The organism is Streptomyces sp. SLBN-118 (assembly GCF_006715635.1).
Classification (GTDB): domain Bacteria; phylum Actinomycetota; class Actinomycetes; order Streptomycetales; family Streptomycetaceae; genus Streptomyces.
Genome location: NZ_VFNP01000002.1, coordinates 2,759,991 through 2,778,959 on the forward strand (window position 1 = coordinate 2,759,991; position 18,969 = coordinate 2,778,959).

The 18,969-nt window shown below is 70.3% G+C and carries 12 protein-coding genes and 4 pseudogenes; 9 read left to right on the forward strand and 7 right to left on the reverse strand.

Annotated elements, in window-relative coordinates; translation table 11 throughout:
* Positions 1–192 precede the first annotated feature (192 nt).
* The 4 genes from FBY35_RS30945 to FBY35_RS30960 form a co-directional block, all read right to left on the reverse strand.
* Entirely contained in the window at positions 193–2,400 is a 2,208-nt protein-coding gene (locus FBY35_RS30945) for an ATP-dependent RecD-like DNA helicase (RefSeq protein WP_142217241.1), read from the reverse strand.
* Positions 2,401–3,347: 947 nt separating this feature from the next.
* Positions 3,348–4,145 (reverse strand): sugar phosphate isomerase/epimerase, encoded by a 798-nt coding sequence (locus FBY35_RS30950; protein ID WP_142218259.1) that lies wholly within the window; start codon positions 4,143–4,145, stop codon positions 3,348–3,350.
* Between the two features lie 32 nt (positions 4,146–4,177).
* Positions 4,178–5,320, reverse strand: coding sequence for a dihydrodipicolinate synthase family protein (locus tag FBY35_RS30955; RefSeq protein ID WP_142217242.1), 1,143 nt, complete (start codon positions 5,318–5,320; stop codon positions 4,178–4,180).
* Positions 5,317–6,468: a Gfo/Idh/MocA family protein gene (locus tag FBY35_RS30960; RefSeq protein WP_142217243.1), complete on the reverse strand. Its 1,152-nt coding sequence runs from the start codon at positions 6,466–6,468 to the stop codon at positions 5,317–5,319. The genes FBY35_RS30955 and FBY35_RS30960 overlap by 4 nt, the downstream gene beginning before the upstream one ends.
* 174 nt (positions 6,469–6,642) lie before the next feature.
* Between FBY35_RS30960 and FBY35_RS30965 the strand changes: the two genes are divergently transcribed.
* Positions 6,643–7,707, forward strand: coding sequence for a LacI family DNA-binding transcriptional regulator (locus tag FBY35_RS30965; protein WP_142217244.1), 1,065 nt, complete (start codon positions 6,643–6,645; stop codon positions 7,705–7,707).
* Between the two features lie 48 nt (positions 7,708–7,755).
* On the opposite strand, the gene FBY35_RS30970 is transcribed toward FBY35_RS30965, so the two are convergent.
* Positions 7,756–8,163, reverse strand: a complete 408-nt coding sequence (locus tag FBY35_RS30970; protein WP_260848868.1) for an ATP-binding protein — start codon at positions 8,161–8,163, stop codon at positions 7,756–7,758.
* A 189-nt stretch (positions 8,164–8,352) separates the two neighbouring features.
* Here FBY35_RS30970 and FBY35_RS30975 point away from each other — a divergent pair, with 189 nt between their 5' ends.
* The gene (locus FBY35_RS30975) at positions 8,353–9,111 is read left to right on the forward strand and encodes a GntR family transcriptional regulator (protein ID WP_142217246.1); all 759 of its coding nucleotides are present in this window, start codon (positions 8,353–8,355) and stop codon (positions 9,109–9,111) included.
* A 28-nt stretch (positions 9,112–9,139) separates the two neighbouring features.
* On the opposite strand, the gene FBY35_RS30980 is transcribed toward FBY35_RS30975, so the two are convergent.
* The gene (locus FBY35_RS30980; protein ID WP_186357110.1) at positions 9,140–11,185 is read right to left on the reverse strand and encodes a TerD family protein; all 2,046 of its coding nucleotides are present in this window, start codon (positions 11,183–11,185) and stop codon (positions 9,140–9,142) included.
* Between the two features lie 289 nt (positions 11,186–11,474).
* Between FBY35_RS30980 and FBY35_RS30985 the strand changes: the two genes are divergently transcribed.
* On the forward strand, positions 11,475–12,410 hold the full coding sequence (locus FBY35_RS30985) for a helix-turn-helix domain-containing GNAT family N-acetyltransferase (RefSeq protein WP_142217248.1): 936 nt from the start codon (positions 11,475–11,477) through the stop codon (positions 12,408–12,410).
* Complete coding sequence (locus tag FBY35_RS30990) at positions 12,407–13,195, forward strand: sugar phosphate isomerase/epimerase (protein ID WP_260848869.1); 789 nt, start codon at positions 12,407–12,409, stop codon at positions 13,193–13,195. Before FBY35_RS30985 ends, FBY35_RS30990 begins: the two co-directional genes overlap by 4 nt.
* On the opposite strand, the pseudogene FBY35_RS30995 reads toward FBY35_RS30990, so the two are convergent.
* A pseudogene (locus FBY35_RS30995) lies at positions 13,146–13,751 on the reverse strand (EamA family transporter); the annotation flags it as partial. The gene FBY35_RS30990 and the pseudogene FBY35_RS30995 overlap by 50 nt on opposite strands.
* On the opposite strand from FBY35_RS30995, the pseudogene FBY35_RS31000 reads away from it, so the two are divergent.
* The 5 genes and pseudogenes from FBY35_RS31000 to FBY35_RS31020 all read left to right on the forward strand — a co-directional run.
* Positions 13,740–14,198, forward strand: a pseudogene (locus tag FBY35_RS31000) (LysR family transcriptional regulator); the annotation flags it as partial. The pseudogenes FBY35_RS30995 and FBY35_RS31000 overlap by 12 nt on opposite strands.
* Positions 14,199–14,269: 71 nt before the next feature.
* Positions 14,270–14,845, forward strand: coding sequence for an IS607 family transposase (locus tag FBY35_RS31005; protein ID WP_142213218.1), 576 nt, complete (start codon positions 14,270–14,272; stop codon positions 14,843–14,845).
* Positions 14,838–16,464: pseudogene (locus FBY35_RS31010) on the forward strand (IS200/IS605 family accessory protein TnpB-related protein). Before FBY35_RS31005 ends, FBY35_RS31010 begins: the two are co-directional and overlap by 8 nt.
* A gap of 5 nt (positions 16,465–16,469) precedes the next feature.
* A pseudogene (locus tag FBY35_RS31015) lies at positions 16,470–16,889 on the forward strand (LysR substrate-binding domain-containing protein); the annotation flags it as partial.
* A gap of 200 nt (positions 16,890–17,089) precedes the next feature.
* Positions 17,090–18,907, forward strand: a complete 1,818-nt coding sequence (locus FBY35_RS31020; protein ID WP_142217249.1) for a glycoside hydrolase family 3 protein — start codon at positions 17,090–17,092, stop codon at positions 18,905–18,907.
* The last annotated feature ends 62 nt before the right edge of the window (positions 18,908–18,969 follow it).

The following is an 18,969-nucleotide window of genomic DNA, read 5'->3' on the forward strand; positions in this document are numbered from 1 at the left end:
GCCCTGACTGTCTCTACCATCCCCCATTTGGCTCAGGAGAGTGCACTCGGGGTCGACCATTGGGCCTACTGGCGGCACTCAGTGCCGCCAACCTGCTCATCTTGCCCCGTTCGCCCAGGTTCCGGAAACCGGGGTGGCGTTTCCCACCCCCGGGGGCCGGTTGGCTTCCCCCGGCCGGCCGAGCCGACCGCGTCAGCCGCCGCTCAGCCGGTGGTCGAGCGCCGTGAAGCGTCTGCCTGCGGAAACGGTGCGCACTGCCTGTCCTATCGCCTTACGGGAGCCGACCAGCACGACGAGTTTTCTGGCCCGGGTGACCGCCGTGTACAGGAGGTTCCGCTGGAGCATCATCCAGGCTCCTGTGGTGACCGGGATCACCACCGCGGGGTATTCACTGCCCTGCGAGCGGTGGATGGTCACGGCATAGGCGTGGGCCAGCTCGTCCAGCTCGTCGAAGTCGTACGGAACCTCCTCGTCCTCGTCCGTCAGCACCGTCAGCCGCTCATCGTCCAGTTGGAGCGAGGTGACCACGCCGACCGTGCCGTTGAAGACGCCGTTCTTGCCTTTCTCATAATTGTTGCGAATCTGGGTGACCTTGTCGCCGACGCGGAAGACCCGGCCGCCGAAGCGCTTCTCCGGGAGATCCGGCCGCGCGGGAGTAATCGCCTGCTGAAGCAGCCCGTTGAGCGTGCCGGCACCGGCCGGACCGCGGTGCATCGGAGCGAGGACCTGCACATCGCGCCGCGGGTCGAGGCCGAATCTGGCAGGGATCCGGCGAGCGGCAACATCCACGGTGACCCTGCCCGCGTCCTCCGTCTCCTCCTCCACGAAGAGAAAGAAGTCCGAGAGCCCCGAAGTGATGGGCTGGACGCCCGAATTGATGCGATGGGCATTGGTGACGACACCGGACTGCTGGGCCTGGCGGAAGATCCGGGTCAGCCGGACGCTGGGCACCGGGCCGCCGTCCGCGAGCAGATCGCGCAGCACCTCGCCCGCGCCGACGCTCGGCAGTTGGTCGACATCGCCCACCAGCAGCAGATGCGCGCCCGGGGCGACCGCCTTGACCAGCTTGTTGGCGAGCAGCAGATCGAGCATCGACGCCTCGTCGACCACCACCAGGTCCGCGTCCAGGGGCCGGTCCCTGTCGTACGCCGCGTCCCCGCCCGGCTTGAGCTCAAGCAGCCGGTGCACGGTGGAGGCCTCGGCTCCGGTGAGCTCGGCAAGACGCTTGGCCGCGCGCCCGGTCGGGGCCGCGAGCACCACCTTGGCCCTCTTGGCGCGGGCCAGCTCCACGATGGAGCGGACCGTGAACGACTTGCCGCAGCCCGGGCCGCCGGTGAGGACGGCGACCTTGCTGGTGAGCGCCAGACGGACCGCCTGCTCCTGCTCGGGGGCCAGCTCCGCGCCCGTCCGCTCGGCCAGCCAGGCCAGCGCCTTGTCCCATGCGACGTCCTGGAAGGCAGGCATCCGGTCCTCGGCGGTGCGCAGGAGACGGTTCAGCTGAGCCGCGAGAGAGATCTCGGCGCGGTGGAAGGGAACGAGAAAGACCGCGGTCAGCGCGTCGCCGCCGTCAGGAGCCGGGACCCGTTCCCGGACGACCCCCTCCTCGTCGCCCGCGAGTTCAGCGAGGCACTCGATGACAAGGCCGGTGTCCACCTGGAGCAGCTTCACTGCGTCCGCGATCAGCTGCTCCTCGGGCAGGAAGCAGTGCCCCTGGTCGGTGGACTGCGACAGGGCGTACTGCAGGCCGGCCTTGACCCGCTCGCGGCTGTCGTGCGGGATGCCGACAGCCTGCGCGATCCTGTCGGCCGTGAGGAAGCCGATGCCCCACACGTCGGCGGCCAGGCGGTAGGGCTGGTTCTTCACGACCGAGATCGAGGCGTCCTCGTACTTCTTGTAGATGCGCACCGCGATGGAGGTCGAGACGCCGACACCCTGGAGGAAGATCATGACCTCCTTGATGGCCTTCTGCTCCTCCCAGGCGGCACCGATCAACTTCGTCCGCTTCGGGCCCAGTCCGGGGACCTCGATGAGCTTCTTCGGCTCCTGCTCGATGATGTCGAGGGTGTCGACGCCGAAGTGATCGACGATGCGCTCGGCGATTCTCGGGCCGATGCCCTTGATCAGGCCGGAGCCGAGATAGCGGCGTATGCCCTGGATGGTGGCCGGGAGGACGGTGGTGTAGTTCTCCACCGTGAACTGCTTGCCGTACTGGGGATGAGAGCCCCAACGGCCCTCCATGCGCAGGGACTCGCCGGGCTGCGCGCCGAGCAGCGAGCCGACTACCGTGAGGAGATCGCCGCCGCCGCGGCCGGTGTCGACGCGGGCGACCGTGTAGCCGTTCTCCTCATTGGCGTACGTGATCCGCTCGAGGACACCTTCGAGCACTGCCAGATTGGACATGATCCGACGCTACCGCCGGGGTCCGACAGTGCGGGCGGCCTGTGGACAACTCGGGCCGGGCCCGTGTCATGGCCGGTGCGGCGGCAGGCCAAGGGGGCCCGGTCGGCCGACCGGGCCCCTCGAACTCCCCCCTCCGTCAAGGACTCCCCGATCCCCCCGGATCCCCCCAGATTCCCCCCGGGAGCCTTGATGACAGGTACGACTCGTGTCACGGGGGAATGGTTGCACGACTGCGTGCGGTTATTTTTGCGGAATCCCGGATTGCCGACGAAACGGGATGATCGTTGCGTTTCGCCCTGCGTGGGTGCGGGTTGCGTTGGTCCCCCAACCCCGCCCCTTCCCGAAACTGGGGGCCGGCCCCCAGACCCCCCGGGGGGCGTGGGGCTGACGCCCCGGCCCCGGGAGCGGCTGCTTCGCGCCGCGCTGGGTGAGCGGCAGATCCGGGAGGCGCGCGGAGTGGCGGCTCGCGCCGGGGGGCCGAAGGGCCTCACGAGACGGCAGCCTCTCGCCACCGATCGGTATGCGAACGCCCGCCGGGCCGGTAGCCTGCGAGCCCCCGATGGGGCGGAAGCGTCGCACCACCGCGGCGGAGGGGCCGCCCAGACCGCCGAACAGCAGCCTCGCGCCAAGCGCCAGGAGGCCGAAAGACCCCACGAGACGACAGCCTCTCGCCACCGATCGGAAGGCCGGGAACCGCCACCGGGCCGCAACTTCGCACCACGGGGCCGGAGGCCGCGACGCCCCCAAGGCGGCCGCCGCGGCCGCCGTCGCATGTACCGGCAGGCGGCAGCCGTGGCGCCCGCCCAGGGGGTACAACCCCCCGAGCGGCAGCATCGCGCGTGCGGGGTGGACCGGAGCGTATGCCGGGACGCCGGCAGCCCGCGGGCCCGGCGGCCTCGCCGCGGCCGCTCCCCAGCGCGCCCGGACCCGCTCCCAGGGACTGTCCCCTACGCCACGTACTCCACGTACCGCGCCACCGTCTCCCGCAGCACCTCCACCCCGTCCCGCGCCCACAACCCCTCGTTGAACAGCTCCACTTCGATCGGCCCCCCGTACCCCGCCGCTTCCACCCGCTCCCGCCACGCGCGCAGGTCCACCACCCCGTCGCCCAGCCGGCCCCTGCCGTTCAGGACCCCGGCCGGCAACGGGGTGACCCAGTCCGCCAGTTGGAAGCCGTGGATGCGGCCGGACGTGCCCGCGCGGGCCACGGCCAGCGGGGCCGTGTCGTCCCACCATGTGTGGTACGTGTCCACCACCACGCCCACCTGGTCCGACGGGAAGTGTTCCGCCAGGTCCAGGGCCTGGGTCAGCGTGGAGACCACGCAGCGATCCGACGCGAACATCGGGTGCAGCGGCTCGATCGCCAGCCGCACGCCCCGCTCCCCCGCGTAGGGAGCCAGGACCGACAGGGCGTCCGCGATGCGCGACCGTGCCGCCGGCAGGTCCCGGCTGCCCGGTGGGAGGCCGCCCGAGACCAGGATCAGGGTGTCCGTGCCGAGTGCCGCCGCCTCGTCGATCGCCGTGTGGTTGTCGGCCAGGGCGCGGGCCCTTTCCGCCGGGTCGGTCGCGGTGAGGAAACCGCCGCGGCACAGGCTGGTGACCGTGAGCCCCGCGTCCCGTACGAGCTGGGCGGCCGCGTCGACTCCGTACGCCTGGACCGGTTCGCGCCAGAGGCCGACCCCGCCGATGCCCAGGGCGCCGCACGCCTTGGTGAGTTCGGGCAGGGGCAGCTGTTTGACGGTCATCTGGTTGATGCTGAAGCGGTTCAGGCGCGTCGTCACCAGTCGGCTCCGTACATCGTCAGCAGGGACTTCACACGGTGCTCGGCCAGCCCGGGATCCGGGAACAGTCCAAGTCCGTCAGCCAGTTCGTACGCCCGGCACAGGTGCGGAAGCGAGCGCGCCGACTGCAGGCCGCCCACCATCGTGAAGTGCGACTGGTGCCCTGCCAGCCAGGCCAGCAGCACCACACCGGTCTTGTAGAAGCGCGTCGGCGGCTGGAACAGATGACGGGACAGCCCCACGGTCGGGTCGAGAAGCTTGCGGAAGCCGTCGGCGTCGCCGGTGTCGAGGACCCGTACCGCCTGCGCCGCCAGAGGGCCCAGCGGATCGAAGATCCCCAGCAGCGCGTGGCTGAAGCCTCGCTCGTCGCCCGCGATCAGCTCGGGGTAGTTGAAGTCGTCGCCGGTGTAGCACCGGACACCCTCCGGCAGCCGCCGTCGCAGGTCGATCTCGCGCTGCGGGTCGAGCAGCGAGACCTTGATGCCGTCGACCTTGTCGGGGTGCGCCGCTACGACCTCCAGGAACGTCTCCGTCGCCGTGCCCAGGCCGGACGAGCCCCAATACCCCTCCAGCGCCGGGTCGAACATCGGGCCCAGCCAGTGCAGGATCACCGGCTCGGCGGCCTGGCGCAGCAGGTGGGTGTACAGGGCCACGTAGTCGTCCGGCGTCCCGGCCGCGGCCGCCAGCGCCCGCGACGCCATCAGGATCGCCTGCGAGCCGGTCTCCTCGACGAGCGCGAGCTGCTCCTCGTAGGCCGTACGGACTGCGGGCAGATCAGCCTGGCAGCCGGTCAGTTGGTCGGTGCCGACCCCGCAGGCGATCCGGCCGCCCACCGCCCTGGCCTCGGCCGCCGAGCGCCGGATCAGCTCCGCCGCGCCCGCCCAGTCGAGACCCATGCCGCGCTGCGCGGTGTCCATGGCCTCCGCGACGCCGAGGCCGTGCGACCACAGATGGCGGCGGAAGGCGAGCGTGGCGTCCCAGTCGACGGCGGCGGGCGAGTCCGGCGAGACATCGGCGTACGGGTCGGCCACGACATGCGCCGCCGCGAAGACCGTACGGGAGGTGGGCGCAGCGCCCCCCGCGAACACCACCGGCGCGGTTCGGGGCTCGTACACCCCCTGGGGGAGCCTGATCGTCACAGCGACAGCTCCGGCACCTCGAAGCGGCGGCCCTCCGCCGACGACTTCAGGCCGAGCTCGGCGAGCTGCGCGCCGCGCGCGCCCGCCAACAGGTCCCAGTGGTACGGCTCGTCAAGCGCGACATGGCGAAGGAACAGCTCCCACTGCGCCTTGAAGCCGTTCTCGAACTCCCCGTTGTCCGGCACCTCCTGCCACTGGTCGCGGAAGGACTCCGTCGCGGGCAGATCCGGGTTCCAGACGGGCTTCGGAGTCGCGGATCGATGCTGCGCGCGGCAGCGGCGCAGGCCCGCGACGGCCGAACCGTGCGTGCCGTCGACCTGGAATTCGACGAGTTCGTCGCGCATCACCCGTACCGCCCACGAGGAGTTGATCTGAGCGACGGCACCGCCCTCCAGCTGGAAGATGCCGTACGCGGAGTCGTCGGCGGTCGCGTCGTACTGCTTGCCGCGTTCGTCCCAGCGCCGCGGAATGTGTGTGGCGGCATGCGCCGTCACGCCGGTGACCCTGCCGAACAGCTCGTGCAGTACGTACTCCCAGTGCGGGAACATGTCCACGACGATGCCGCCGCCGTCCTCGGCGCGGTAGTTCCAGCTCGGGCGCTGCGCCTCCTGCCAGTCGCCCTCGAAGACCCAGTAGCCGAACTCCCCGCGTACGGACAGGATCCGGCCGAAGAAGCCGCCGTCGACGAGGCGCTTCAGCTTCAGCAGGCCCGGCAGGAAGATCTTGTCCTGGACGACGCCGTGCTTGATGCCGGCGGCGTCCGCCAGACGGGCCAGTTCCAGCGCGCCCGCGAGATCGGTCGCGGTCGGCTTCTCGGTGTAGATGTGCTTGCCCGCGGCGACGGCCTGCCTGATCGCGGAGACGCGGGCGGAGGTGACCTGGGCGTCGAAATAGATGTCGATGCTGTCGTCGGCGAGTACGGCGCCGAGGTCGGTGGCGACATGGGTGAGGCCGTGGCGTCCGGCGATCTCACGCAGCGCGTGCTCGCGGCGACCGACGAGGACGGGCTCGGGCCACAGGACGTCGCCGTCGCCGAGGTCGAGGCCGCCCTGCTCGCGGATCGCGAGGAGGGAGCGCACCAGGTGCTGGCGGTAGCCCATCCGCCCCGTGACGCCGTTCATGGCGATCCGTACGGTCCTGCGTGTCACGAAGTGGCCTCCCCGCGCCCTCGACGCCTGCCGTTTCCTTCGGCACCTCCGGTTCCCTCTACACGGTCGTACTCCCTCGACGCCCATGACAGAAAGCGCTTTCTGGACGGTATGACGCTAGCCTGCCGACAGCGGCCCGGACAAGGGCCCCGCCCCATCTCCCGCGGAGGAAAGATGAGTGTCACGCTGGCGGATGTGGCAGCGCGCGCCCGGGTGTCCCCGGCCACCGTCTCCCGTGTACTCAACGGCAATTACCCGGTCGCGGCGTCAACGCGGGAACGGGTGCTGCGTGCGGTCGACGATCTCGACTACGTCCTGAACGGGCCCGCGAGCTCCCTCGCGGCAGCCACCTCGGATCTGGTCGGCATCCTCGTCAACGACATCGCCGACCCCTTCTTCGGGATCATGGCCGGAGCCGCCCAGACCGAGATCGGCGGGCAGGAGGGCTCGGGGCGCGCGGGAGGCGAGAAGCTGGCCGTCATCTGCAACACCGGCGGCTCCCCCGAGCGCGAACTCACCTATCTCACCCTCCTCCAGCGCCAGCGCGCCGCTGCGGTCGTCCTGACGGGCGGCGCCCTGGAGGACCCGGACCACGTCGCGGCGATGACGACGAAACTGGCCAAGCTCGTGGACACCGGCACGCGGATCGTGCTCTGCGGCCGTCCGCCGCTGCCGGGCAGCGAGGCGTACGTCGCCGCGCTCGCCTTCGACAACCGGGGCGGCGGGCGGCGGCTCACCGAGCACCTGGTCGCGCTCGGACACCGCAGGATCGGCTATGTGGCGGGGCCGACCGAGCGCACGACGACCCGGCACCGACTGGAGGGCCACCGGGCGGCGCTGGCCGCGGCAGGCATCGACGGCGACCAGGACCGGCTCACGCTCCACGGCCCGTACGCCCGCCGCTCCGGATACGACGCGACCCTCGAACTGCTGTACCGCGACCCCGGTTTGACGGCCGTCGTGGCCGCCAACGACACCGTTGCCCTGGGCGCCTGCGCGGCCCTGCGCGACCAGGGCCTGCGCATCCCCGAGGACATCTCGGTGGCGGGCTTCGACGACCTCCCCTTCTCGATCGACGCGGCACCGGCGCTGACGACGGTCCGGCTGCCGCTGTACGAGGCGGGCGAACGGGCGGGCCGCCTGGCCATGGGCAAGGAGACACCGCCGCCGGGCGGCATCGCGACGATCGGGGCGGAGCTGATGGCACGGGCGTCGACGGCGCCGCCCCGGAAGGGGTGATGGCAGGCGGTTCGGCACGCCCTGACGTGACACTCGCGCGGGGCCCGGTCACCCCATCTTCAGTTCCGCCCAGACAGACTTGCCAATGCCGTGGCGTCGCGGGCAGCAGCCCCAGCGTTCCGCCAGAGCGACGACGAGGACGAGGCCACGGCCGCCTTCGTCGTCGACAGCGGCCGAACGAGGCTCCGGGCGGCGGTGGTTGGCGTCGGCGACCTCGACGCCCAGCATCCCGTCATAGCGAGCGAGCCGCACCCCGATGTGGCGACCGGCCGGAGTGCGGGCGTGCCGGATGGAGTTGGCGACCAGTTCCGAGAGCAACAGCTCGGCGGTGTCGGCCACTTCATGCTCGACCTCCCACATGGCGAGCTGCTTCCGAAGCAGCGCCCGCGCACGCCCGGCACTGCGTGGGCTCCTCGGGAGTTGCCAGCCGACTTCGACGGTGTGGGTGGTCGGCACGGGAGCCTCCGTATGGTCGCAACGCATGGAATGAACATCTCTAGAGATGTCTAGTGAAGCGCGGAGCGCCTGCGGCAGTCAAGAGTTCTCTAGAGATGTCCACGGCTGCTCGCGCATGCCAAAGGGGCGGCGAGTGATGGGCAGGAGGAGGCGCCTAGGATGTCTAGAGATGATCAGGGAGGACTGTCCATGGGTAGCCAGGGCGCCGGCCGACAGCCCAAATATCAGCGCATCGCCGCCGAGCTTAAGGCCGCGATCGAGGCGGGCGAGTACGGTCCCGGTGATCGGCTGCCCGGCGAGAACGACCTGATGGGCACCTACGAGGTCGCCCGCATGACGGCCAGGCAGGCACTCGGCGTACTCCAGTCGGAGGGGCTGGCCGAGGCGCGCAAGGGGGCCGGGGTCTTCGTGCGGGAGTTCAGGCCGATCCGACGCTGTGGCGTCCAGCGGCTCTCACCTGCGCTGTGGGGCGAAGGCCGGTCAGTCTGGGCAGCCGACACTGAAGGCCGGGATCTGGCAGTCGATCTGATCTCGGTGACCGAGGAGGACGCGCCGGAGGCAATAGCGCGCATTCTGGGCCTCGCCGAGGGCGCGCAGGCGTGCGTACGGCGCCGACGGTTCGTACTCGACGGCAGGCCGGTCCTGCTGGCCACCTCCTACCTGGACGCCGAGCTCGTGGCGGGCACTGCGATCACCCGTACGGACACGGGGCCCGGAGGCATCTACGCCCGGCTCGACGAGATCGGCTCCAAGCCGGTCCGATTCCGTGAGGAAGTCCGATCCCGCATGCCCACCGCAGAGGAATCAGACGGGCTCGGCCTGACAGCGGGTAAACCGGTCGTCCTCATCTGCCGCACGGCCTACGCGCAGGAAGGCCGCGCGGTCGAGGTGAACGACATGGTCCTGGACGCCTCCGCCTACATCCTCGAGTACGACTTCGACGCCTGAGGCGTCCTACCACTCCCGCAACCCGGGATCAGCCGACGGAAGCCCGGTCGGTGGCTTGTGATCGGCTCCCTGAGCGTCGTTCCAACGGCGTCAGCTGAGCGACGACGCTCGCGTAGAACCGGTCCACAGACTCGTCGACGCTGCGGATGAATCCGGATTCGGCGCTGCCGCGAGTGGCGCCCATGCCCTTGAACAATGACAGCCGGAAGCCGGTTATCCGAGCGCCGTCCTTGGGCAGTATGTCGGCCGGTTCAGGACGCAGCCGTTCCAGAGTGCCGCGCGGACCGCTGCCGCCCTCGACGAGGGTCTCGACATGGAGGTCCGCCGGTGCCTCGGCGAGTAGTCGGAGCAGGCGCTTGGCCGAGGTCAGGGGATAACTCCCTTCCGGAGCCTGGATTTCGATGGAGGTGCGAAGTCTGGCTGTCCGCAGGTCGGCCGTGATCCCGAGGACCCCCGGCGTTCCGTCGATGCGCAGCTCAGCGGCCAGGCGGCCTTCGTCGCAGAGGCGATCGGCGAGTACGGCACGCCGGGACTGCGGGTCAGTGCCGCGCTTGGCTCGCTGTACCGGCAGGGCTTTCTGGCCGAGCTCGCCGCCCAGGCGCAGGCAGACCTGGCGGATGAGCCGTTCCCAGCTCTCGACGACCTCCACGGCACGCGGGTCGCCCTGGCAGAGAGTTTCCGTGTCGATGCCGTTGCGTACCGGCACCCAGGCCGGTCCCATGTTCTGAAATCCGTGGCAGCCGGAGTTCTCGTGCTGGAGATAGTGCAGCAATTCCTGCAGGAGCCAAGCGTGGGCGGCATTGCCGACACCCTCGTGACGGATCAGCATCTGCGCCTGGTGGGCCACCTCGGCCCAGGACAAGTGCCACAGGACGACTTTGTTTCTGCGGCGCCCGTCGGTCTTGACGTCCACCAGCGGACTGCCTTCCAGAGCAACGTCGTTGGACAGCGTGATGACAGCCTCGTAGCCGCGACGGGCGGCGATGTCCATGTAGCTCTGGACCTGCTCCGGCTTGAGCGGGTTTCCATTGGTCTTCGTCTCGACCAGAGCTGTCCACAGCTTGCCCGCGCGCTCCACACGGATCACGCCGTCCGGACGCTTGGGGGTATCGCCGTGCGGGAGCGTGACCTCGGTGAAGGTCTGCATCCTTCCGGCCGGTGCGCCGAAGGCGGCGGTGAGCCTTCGCCCCAACTCGGGCACTTCGGCCATCACCGAGAGGAGAACGGAAGTGGCCCGCAGCTCGCGCTCCTTGTCGCTCTTGAGCGAGGGCGCCGGGAAGAGCCGGGCAGGCCGCCACGCGTCGTTCTCGGCGAGGGACTTCTTGACCGCCTTGGGCAGTGTGACCTTCTTTTTCGCGGTACGAGGGCCACGCGCGCGTTTTGTCGTGGGCTCCACGCCGAAGGGCTGCGCCTCGCATGCGGCCTGGGCGGGGATCGCCGCCACCGGAAGGTCGGCTGGTGGCCGCATCTCATCGGCCTTCGGTACGTGCTCCACCGCGGCCGCCGCTACGGCGTCGTCTGCGCTCTCGTCATCACTCTCCTCATCGATGTCGATACCAAAGTCCGTGGCAAGACCCGCCAGACCGGTCTCGTAGCCCTGACCGACGGCCCGGAACTTCCACTCCTCGCCCCGCCGGTAGAGCTCACCGAAGATGAATGCGCTCTCGACGCCAGCATCGGTGATGGAGAATCCGAGCAGAGCCTGACCGCTGCCATCAGCGAGCACTACCCGCAGGTCGTCGAGTTCACCGAAGCAGGAACCGCCGTACTGACTGGCCGCCACGACAATGCGTTCAACGTCCTCGGGCACGGCAGTCAGATCGAGGCTGATGCGGTCCTCGCTGCCGCTGTCGGTCGGCGTCTTGCCCAGCAGTTGCACGCTGCCGTCGGCCGCGGCCGGGTTGTTGTAGAAGAAGAAGTCGGCGTCGCTGCGCACCTTGCCATTGCCGTCCAACATCAGTACCGAGACATCGGCGTCGCCGTCCCCCGCTGCGCTGCTCCAACGCAGGCTCACGACCACCGATCCTGTGTCATCGCTCAGGGCTGCCAGGCCGACGTTGGATCCCTTGGCCATTTCGCGCATGCAGTCCCCCAGACGTACAGCCGCCTCAGGGCAGGCCCGAGCAGCGGCAACGTGTCGATCTGTGACGTAGCTCGCACTCGGCGCTACGAAAAGTACCGTAGCGCTCACAACCGGTGCGCGAGGAGGTGATGTGAAGAATCAACCATCGTCGTGCTTCCGGAGGTGGAGCTCCATCCGTCAGCCAGGCCCGCCCTCTTGCCGGGGCCCGGGCCGCGTCGTAGCGTTGACTCAGTCAAAGGTACGGTCAGAGATCGGCCGAGTAACCGGCCCGGAGCAGCCCATGGCCATCCAGGAAATCCGCGCCTTCAACCGCTTTTACACCAACCTCATCGGCGCGCTCGACTACAGCAAGCACCTCTACACCCCGTACACCCTCACCGAGTCCCGCGTCCTGTACGAGATCGCTCACAGCCCCCGTACGGACGCCGCCGATCTGCGGGCCGAACTCTCCCTCGACGCCGGATACTTGAGCAGGCTGCTCGCCAAGTTCGAGCGGGACGGGCTGGTCGGGCGGGCGCCGTCCGAGGTGGATTCGCGGCGGCAGCGGATCACGCTCACCGAGCGGGGGCGCGAGGCCGCCGCGCTGCTCGACGAGCGGTCGCGGGAAGCCGTGGGGGCGCTGCTGGCCAATGTGGCCGCCGACGAGCGGCCGCGGCTCGTCGGGGCGATGCGGACCGTGCGCGACATCCTCGGGCGGGGGCGGCCGGCCCACCGTGAGGGTCCCGTGCTGCGGGAGCCCGGACCCGGGGATCTGGGGTGGATCGTTCAGCGTCATGGTGCGCTGTACGCCGCCGAGTACGGCTGGAACGCCGACTTCGAGGGGCTCGTCGCCCGGATCGTCGCGGACTTCGCCCAGGACCACGATCCGCATCTTGAGCGGGTGTGGATCGCAGAGCTGGACGGGCGGCCGGTGGGGTCGGTCATGTGCGTACGGGACGACGCCCCGGCGACCGCGCGGCTGCGGCTGCTGCTCGTCGAGCCGGATGCCCGCGGGCATGGGCTCGGCGACCTGCTGGTGCGTACCGTCGTGGATTTCGCTCGCGATGTGGGGTATCGAGATCTGGTGCTGTGGACCAATGACGTACTGGCCGGTGCCCGCCGGATCTATCAGCGGGCCGGGTTCACCCTCGTCGCCGAGAAGCCGCACCGTTCGTACGGAGCCGATCTGGTCGGCCAGGACTGGCGGCTGCCCCTGCTGGAAGGAAGCATCTCGTGAAGTTCGCCTTCTCCACCCTCGGTGTGCCGGGCATGCCGGTCCCCGACGTGGTCGCGCTCGCCGTGGAGACCGGTTATCAGGGGGTCGAGTTGCGCGCGCATCCCGAGGAGCCGGTGCATCCGGGGATCAGCATGCCGGAGCGGGCCGCCGTGGTCGCCGAGTTCGAGCGGGCGGGCGTGGACCTTCTCACGGTGTGCGGGTACACGGGTGTCGCGGCCGCCGGTGACGACGCTCCGGTGTACAAGGAGCTCGACGAACTGATGTGGCTGGCCAAGGACTTGGGCGCCCCGTATGTACGCGTCTTTGCCGGTGCCGGCGACCAGGACACGGACGAGGCGGAGGCCACCGCCGCCCGCCGGCTCGGGACCGCCGCGGAGACCGCGGCCGAACTCGGCGTACGGATCCTGCTGGAGACCCACGACTCCCACCGCACCGGCGCCGGTGTCTCGCGCATCCTGGGCACGGTCGGCCACAAGCACGTCGGCGCGATCTGGGACGTGGTGCATCCCTGGCTCGACGGCGAGACCCCCGCCGCAGCGCATGCCGCGCTGGCTCCCTTCCTCGGCTACGTCCAGGTCAAGGACGTCGCGTCGGCCGACGACCTCGCGCCATTGCCGCTCGGCGCGGGCGTACTGCCGCTCGCCGAGTGTCTGGCCACGCTCACCGAGGAGACGTGGCTGTGCTGGGAGTACGAGAAGCGCTGGCATCCGGAAGCAGCCGATCTGCCGGGACTGCTGGTGCCGGGACGGGAGCACCTGGAGCGCCTGCTCGCGACAGTGAGGTGAGCGCGACGCCGCCGACCAGCAGCACCGCCGCGCCCCAGCGCAGCGGGCTCACCGACTCGCCGAGCAGCAGCGCCGCGGACGACATGCCGAAGACCGGGACGAGGAGCGAGAAGGGGGCGACCGCGGACGCGGGATAGCGGCGCAGCAGAAAACCCCAGGCGCCGAAGCCGAATACCGTCGCGCCCCAGGCGACGTAGACGATCGTGCAGGCACCGCTCCAGTCCAGGGAGCGCAGCGCGTCCGCATCGGCCCTGGGGCCTTCGAGGAGCAGGGAGAGCGCGAACAGCGGCAGCACGGGGACGGTGGAGACCCAGATCATGAAGTTCAGGGCGTCCGGCGGGGACGCCTTGCGGGTCAGCACATTGGACACGCCCCAGCAGGCCGCGGCCGCGATGAGGAGCAGGAAGGCGAGGACGGGACCCGAGGTTCCCTCGTCGACCGCCGCGAGAGCGATGCCGCACAGAGCGATGGCCATCCCCAGAATCCGTACCCTGCCAGGACGTTCGTGGAGGACGACGGCCGCGAACAGAGCCGTGAAGACCGCCTGGATCTGCACGCCGTCTCGGTCCACGGGTCCGTCGCCGCGGCGGCCGTCGCGCTCGGGTACACCCCGTCCGCCGTCTCGCAGCAGATCACCAAGCTGGAGCGGGAGACGCGTACGACTCTGCTGGAGCGCCGGGGGCGGGGCGTCGCGCTCACCGAGGAGGCGCGTCACCTGGCCGCCACCGCACAGGAGTTGCTCGCCATTGTCGAGCGCGCCGAGACCACGCTGGAGGAGCGGCGGGGGCAGCCGACGGGGCGGCTCACGATCGGCGCCTTCGCCACGGCGGCGCGTGGTCTGCTGCCCGGGGTCCTCGCCGAACTGGGCCGCAGGCATCCCGGGCTCGACGTCCGGATGACCGAGGTCGACCCGCATCTGTCCGTAGACCTGGTCGCCCGCGGCATGCTCGACGTGGCCGTGGCACACGACTGGGACATTGCGCCGCTGCCCGCGCCCGAGGGGTCTCCACCTGCTGGTCCTCGAAGTCGGGTAAGTGAGCGTAACCATGTATGGGTGAGTGTCGTTGTCGGAGCGTGAATCTGACGGAATGGGCGAAGACGCAGGGCGTGCATCCGCAGACCGCGTATCGCTGGTTCCGTGAGGGGACGTTGCCGGTACCGGCTCAGCGGGTCGGGCCACGCACGGTCCTGGTGAACATCGACGCGAACACCACGTCCGAGGCCATCGGCGGGCTGGGCCTGTATGCCCGTGTGTCCTCGCACGATCAGAAGACCGATCTGGAACGCCAGGTCGCTCGGCTCTGCGCGTGGGCAGCGAAGGCCGGTCACCGAGTTGTTCGTGTCGAGGCGGAGATCGCTTCCGGGATGAACGGCTGCCGTTCCAAGGCCCGGCGTCTGCTGGCCGACCCGCACGTGACCTGCGTGGTGGTGGAGCACAAGGACAGGCTCGGCCGGATGAACGTCGAGCTTGTCGAGGCCGCTTTGTCCGCGACGGGCCGTCGCCTGCTGGTCCTGGACGACGGCGAGGTCGAAGACGACCTGGTGCGGGACATGGTGGAGGTACTGACCTCGTTCTGCGCCCGCCTGTACGGGCGCAGGTCGGCGAAGAACCGCGCCCGCAAGGCACTGGAGGCCGCCAGGCGTGGCTGACCTCCGCCCGATCGCCGCGCCGTTCGTCGCTCTCGGCCCGTCCGGTGTGGCGGTACGTACCCGGCTGAAGGACCTCACGCCCGAGGATGAGAAGACTGCGCTTGGTGGGGGTGCACCTGGGCTCGCTCGCCTCGAAGGACCTCAAAGCGCGTTGCATGGACGGCCCGGAGCACTCCACCGAGTCATGGGCGGCCCGTAAGAGGGACCTGACGGCCGAGTCGTCGTCCAGGTGGGCCGGGTCGATCACGAAGGCCACGCATGACCAGTGGGCGCTCGCCCTGCGCGGCCAGGCCGCACACGTGCAGTCCCTCGAAGCCGGTATCACGACGATCCGTCACCGGCTGTCGCTGCCGGTCGGACAGAAAGGCACCAAGCGGGCTCCGGGCGGCTACCGCTCCGCGCACGAGTGGTTCCACAAAACACGCCGCCTGCATGTACTGGAGGACCGCCTCGAACAGGTTCGGGCCGACCGGGAAGCGGGCCGGGTGCATGTCGTGCGTGGCGGTAAACGTCTGCTGGGAACCCGCCACAACCTCGACACGGCGCAGCTCACCGAGACCCAGTGGCGCCGGCGGTGGGAAGCCGAGCGCTGGTTCCTCCAGGCGGACGGCGAGTCGGGGAAAAGGTTCGGCAACGAGACGATCCGCATCACGCCCCACGGCGAAGTATCGATCAAGATCCCGGCCCCGCTCGCCGACCTGGCGAACGCCAAGCACGGCCGGTACGTACTCACTGCGCAGGTACGCTTCCCTCACCGGGGGCAGGAGTGGGCCGACCGCGTGGAGGCCAACCGGGCCGTGGCCTACCGCATCCACTACGACACGGGGCGCGGGCGCTGGTACATGGACGCCTCCTGGCAGATCCCACCCGCCAAGACCATCCCACTCCAAGCCGCCCTCGCCGATGGCGTGATCGGCGTGGACACCAACGCCGACCACCTCGCCGCATGGCGCTTGGACACTCACGGCAACCCGATGGGCCGGCCGCGCCGCTTCTCCTACGACCTGTCCGGCAACGCCCAGCACCGCGACGCCCAAGTACGGCACGCCCTCACCCGGCTGCTGAACTGGGCCAAGAGCTGCGGCGTCAAGGCCATCGCGGTCGAAGACCTCGACTTCCAGGCCGAGAAAACCAGAGAGAAGCACGGACGCAAGCGCCGATTCCGGCAGCTCATCTCCGGCATGCCGACCGGCAGGCTCCGCGCCCGGCTGACCTCCATGGCCGACGCCACAGGTATCGCGATCACCACCGTGGACCCCGCCTACACCAGCAAGTGGGGCGCCCAGCACTGGCAAAAGCCGATGGCCGGCCCCACCCGTAAGACCACCCGGCACGATGCGGCGAGCATCGCGATCGGACGACGCGCCCAGGGGCACCCGATCCGGCGACGGACGACACCGCCCCGTGCATACCAGAGCGATGTGCACGGGCATCGGACCGTCCAGGCCGACCGGCGTGCCCCCGGGCGTGAGGGACCCCGCCCCCGCATCCCCGGACCACGGACACGATCCGTGCTGCCGGACGCGGCGAGTACGCGGGCGACCAGGACATCCAAAACCGTTCGGGATGTCCGCAGTGACCAGGCATGGGTCCAAGACTCACTCCTGCTCACTGATTAGGAACGGTGGAGCAGGCCGTCATCGGCGACGACCCCTGCGACCTGCTGGTACCGGAGGCGCATACGCTGGCAGCGCACGCGTCCGTACGCCGCGAGGATCTGGCGGGGCAGCGGTGGATCTGCCAGCCGCCGGGCACCGTGTGCCACGACTGGCTGGTGCGTACGCTGCGCGCGGCCGGGTGCGAGCCCGATCTCGCGCACCGGGCCGAGGAGTACCACACCCAGCTCGCGCTGGTCGCGGCCGGACTGGGCATCGCGCTGATCCCGCGACTCGGCCGGGGCACGCTGCCGGCAGGGGTGGTCGCGGTGGGCCTGGATCCCGTGCCGATGCGGCGGCTGTACGCGCTGTGGCGCGCGGGGGCGGCGCGGAGGCCGGCGATCACGGAGACGGTGGGGGTGCTGCGGGCGCGGTGGGCGGAGGGTTGAGGGCAGGGGGGTGAGGGCGGCGTCCGGGGTGGGCGCGCCCCGGACGCCGCCCCCAGGCGGCCCCCGTCCCGGTGACCTTCCGCGCGCCGCGCCGTCCTTTGTCTTGCCACGCTCTTGACCTGGCAGTAATTTTCGGGCTATCCGTGTGTCCTTGGAAGTTTCCTTCAACTCCCTTGTCGAGCAAGGCCGGAAGGAGCCCCATGCACGACCGGAGCCTCACCCGACGCACCCTCCTCACCGCGACCGCCGCGACCGCTGTGGCGGCGGGCGCCGTCGTCGGCGCCTCCCCCGCACTCGCCCTCCCCTCGCACCGCGACCGCCTCAAGCGGCTGATCTCCCGGATGAGCCTGGAGGAGAAGGTCGGCCAGCTCTTCGTGATGCGGGTGTACGGGCACTCCGCGACCACCCCCGACCAGGCCGACATGGAGCTGAACCTCAAGGAGATGGGCGTCCGCTCGGCCGCGGAGCTGGTCGCGGCGTACCACGTCGGCGGCATCATCTACTTCTCCTGGGCGCACAACACCCGTGACCCGTACCAGATCGCCGACCTGTCCAACGGCATCCAGCGAGCCGGACTCGCGCAGTCCACTCCCGTACCGCTGCTGATCTCCACCGACCAGGAGCACGGCATCGTGGCCCGCGTGGGCAGACCCGCCACCCTGATGCCGGGTGCGATGGCCCTGGGCGCGGGCGGCTCCCGTTCCGCCGCCCGTACGGCGGGGCGGATCGCCGGGGCCGAGCTGGCCGCGATGGGTATCCGCCAGAACTACGCCCCCGTTGCCGACGTCAACGTCAATCCCGCCAACCCGGTCATCGGCGTCCGCTCCTTCGGTGCCGACCCCGATGCGGTGGCCGGCCTGGTCGCCGCTCAGGTGAAGGGCTATCAGAGCGCGGGCATCGCCGCGACGTCGAAGCACTTCCCGGGGCACGGCGACACCACCGTCGACAGTCACACGGGCATCCCCGTCATCACCCACACCCGCGCGCAGTGGGAGGAGACCGACGCCCCGCCGTTCCGGGCGGCGATCGCCGCCGGGATCGACTCGATCATGACGGCGCACATCCAGTTCCCCGCGCTGGACCCGAGCAACGACCCGGCCACGCTCTCACGCCCCATCCTCACCGGCATCCTGCGCGAGGAACTGGGTTACGACGGTGTGGTGGTCACCGACGCGCTCAATATGCAGGGCGTGCGCGACAAGTACGGCGACAGCAGGGTGCCGGTGCTCGCGCTGAAGGCGGGCGTGGACCAGCTGCTCAACCCGCCGGACCTGGCCGTCGCCTGGAACGGCGTCCTCAATGCGGTCAAGAGCGGCGAGCTCACCGTGGCCCGCCTCGACGAATCGATCCTGCGCATCCTGCTCCTGAAGGAGAAACTGGGCCTGTTCCGCGACCCGTTCGTCTCCCGGCGCGACGTGGAGCGCACCGTCGGCGCCCGCGCGCATCTCGCGGCGGCCGACCGGATCGCCGAGGGGACCACGACCCTGCTGGTCAACGAGGACGGGCTGCTGCCGCTGGACAGGCGCAGCCGGCGCAGTCTCCTGGTGGTCGGGGCCGATCCGGCCTCGCCCACCGGGACGACCGGCCCGCCGACCTCCGTACTGGCGCAGGCGCTGACCGAACTGGGCTTCGCCGCGACCGCATTGTCCACCGGGATCACGCCGACGGCCGCGAAGATCGAAGAGGCGGCCCTGGCGGTGGGCGGCAAGGACGCGGTGATCGTCTGCACCTACAACGTCACGGCGGCGAGCCCGCAGCGGACGCTGGTGGCCCGGCTCGCCGCGACCGGTGTGCCCGTGGTCGCCGTCGCCATCCGCAATCCGTACGACGTCGCCCAGCTCACCGGCGTAGGGGCGGCACTCGCCACGTACTGCTGGACCGATGTCGAACTGCGCGCGGCGGCCCGGGTGATCGCGGGCCACGCCGACCCGGAGGGGAAGCTTCCGGTGCCGGTGCAGCGCGCGGACGATCCGCTTCAGGTGCTGTATCCCATCGGCTACGGCCTGTCGTACGACTGACCACCGGAAAGAGGCGACAAGCCGGTGGGCTGCGCCCGTCGCCTGTGAGGATCCCTCGGCGG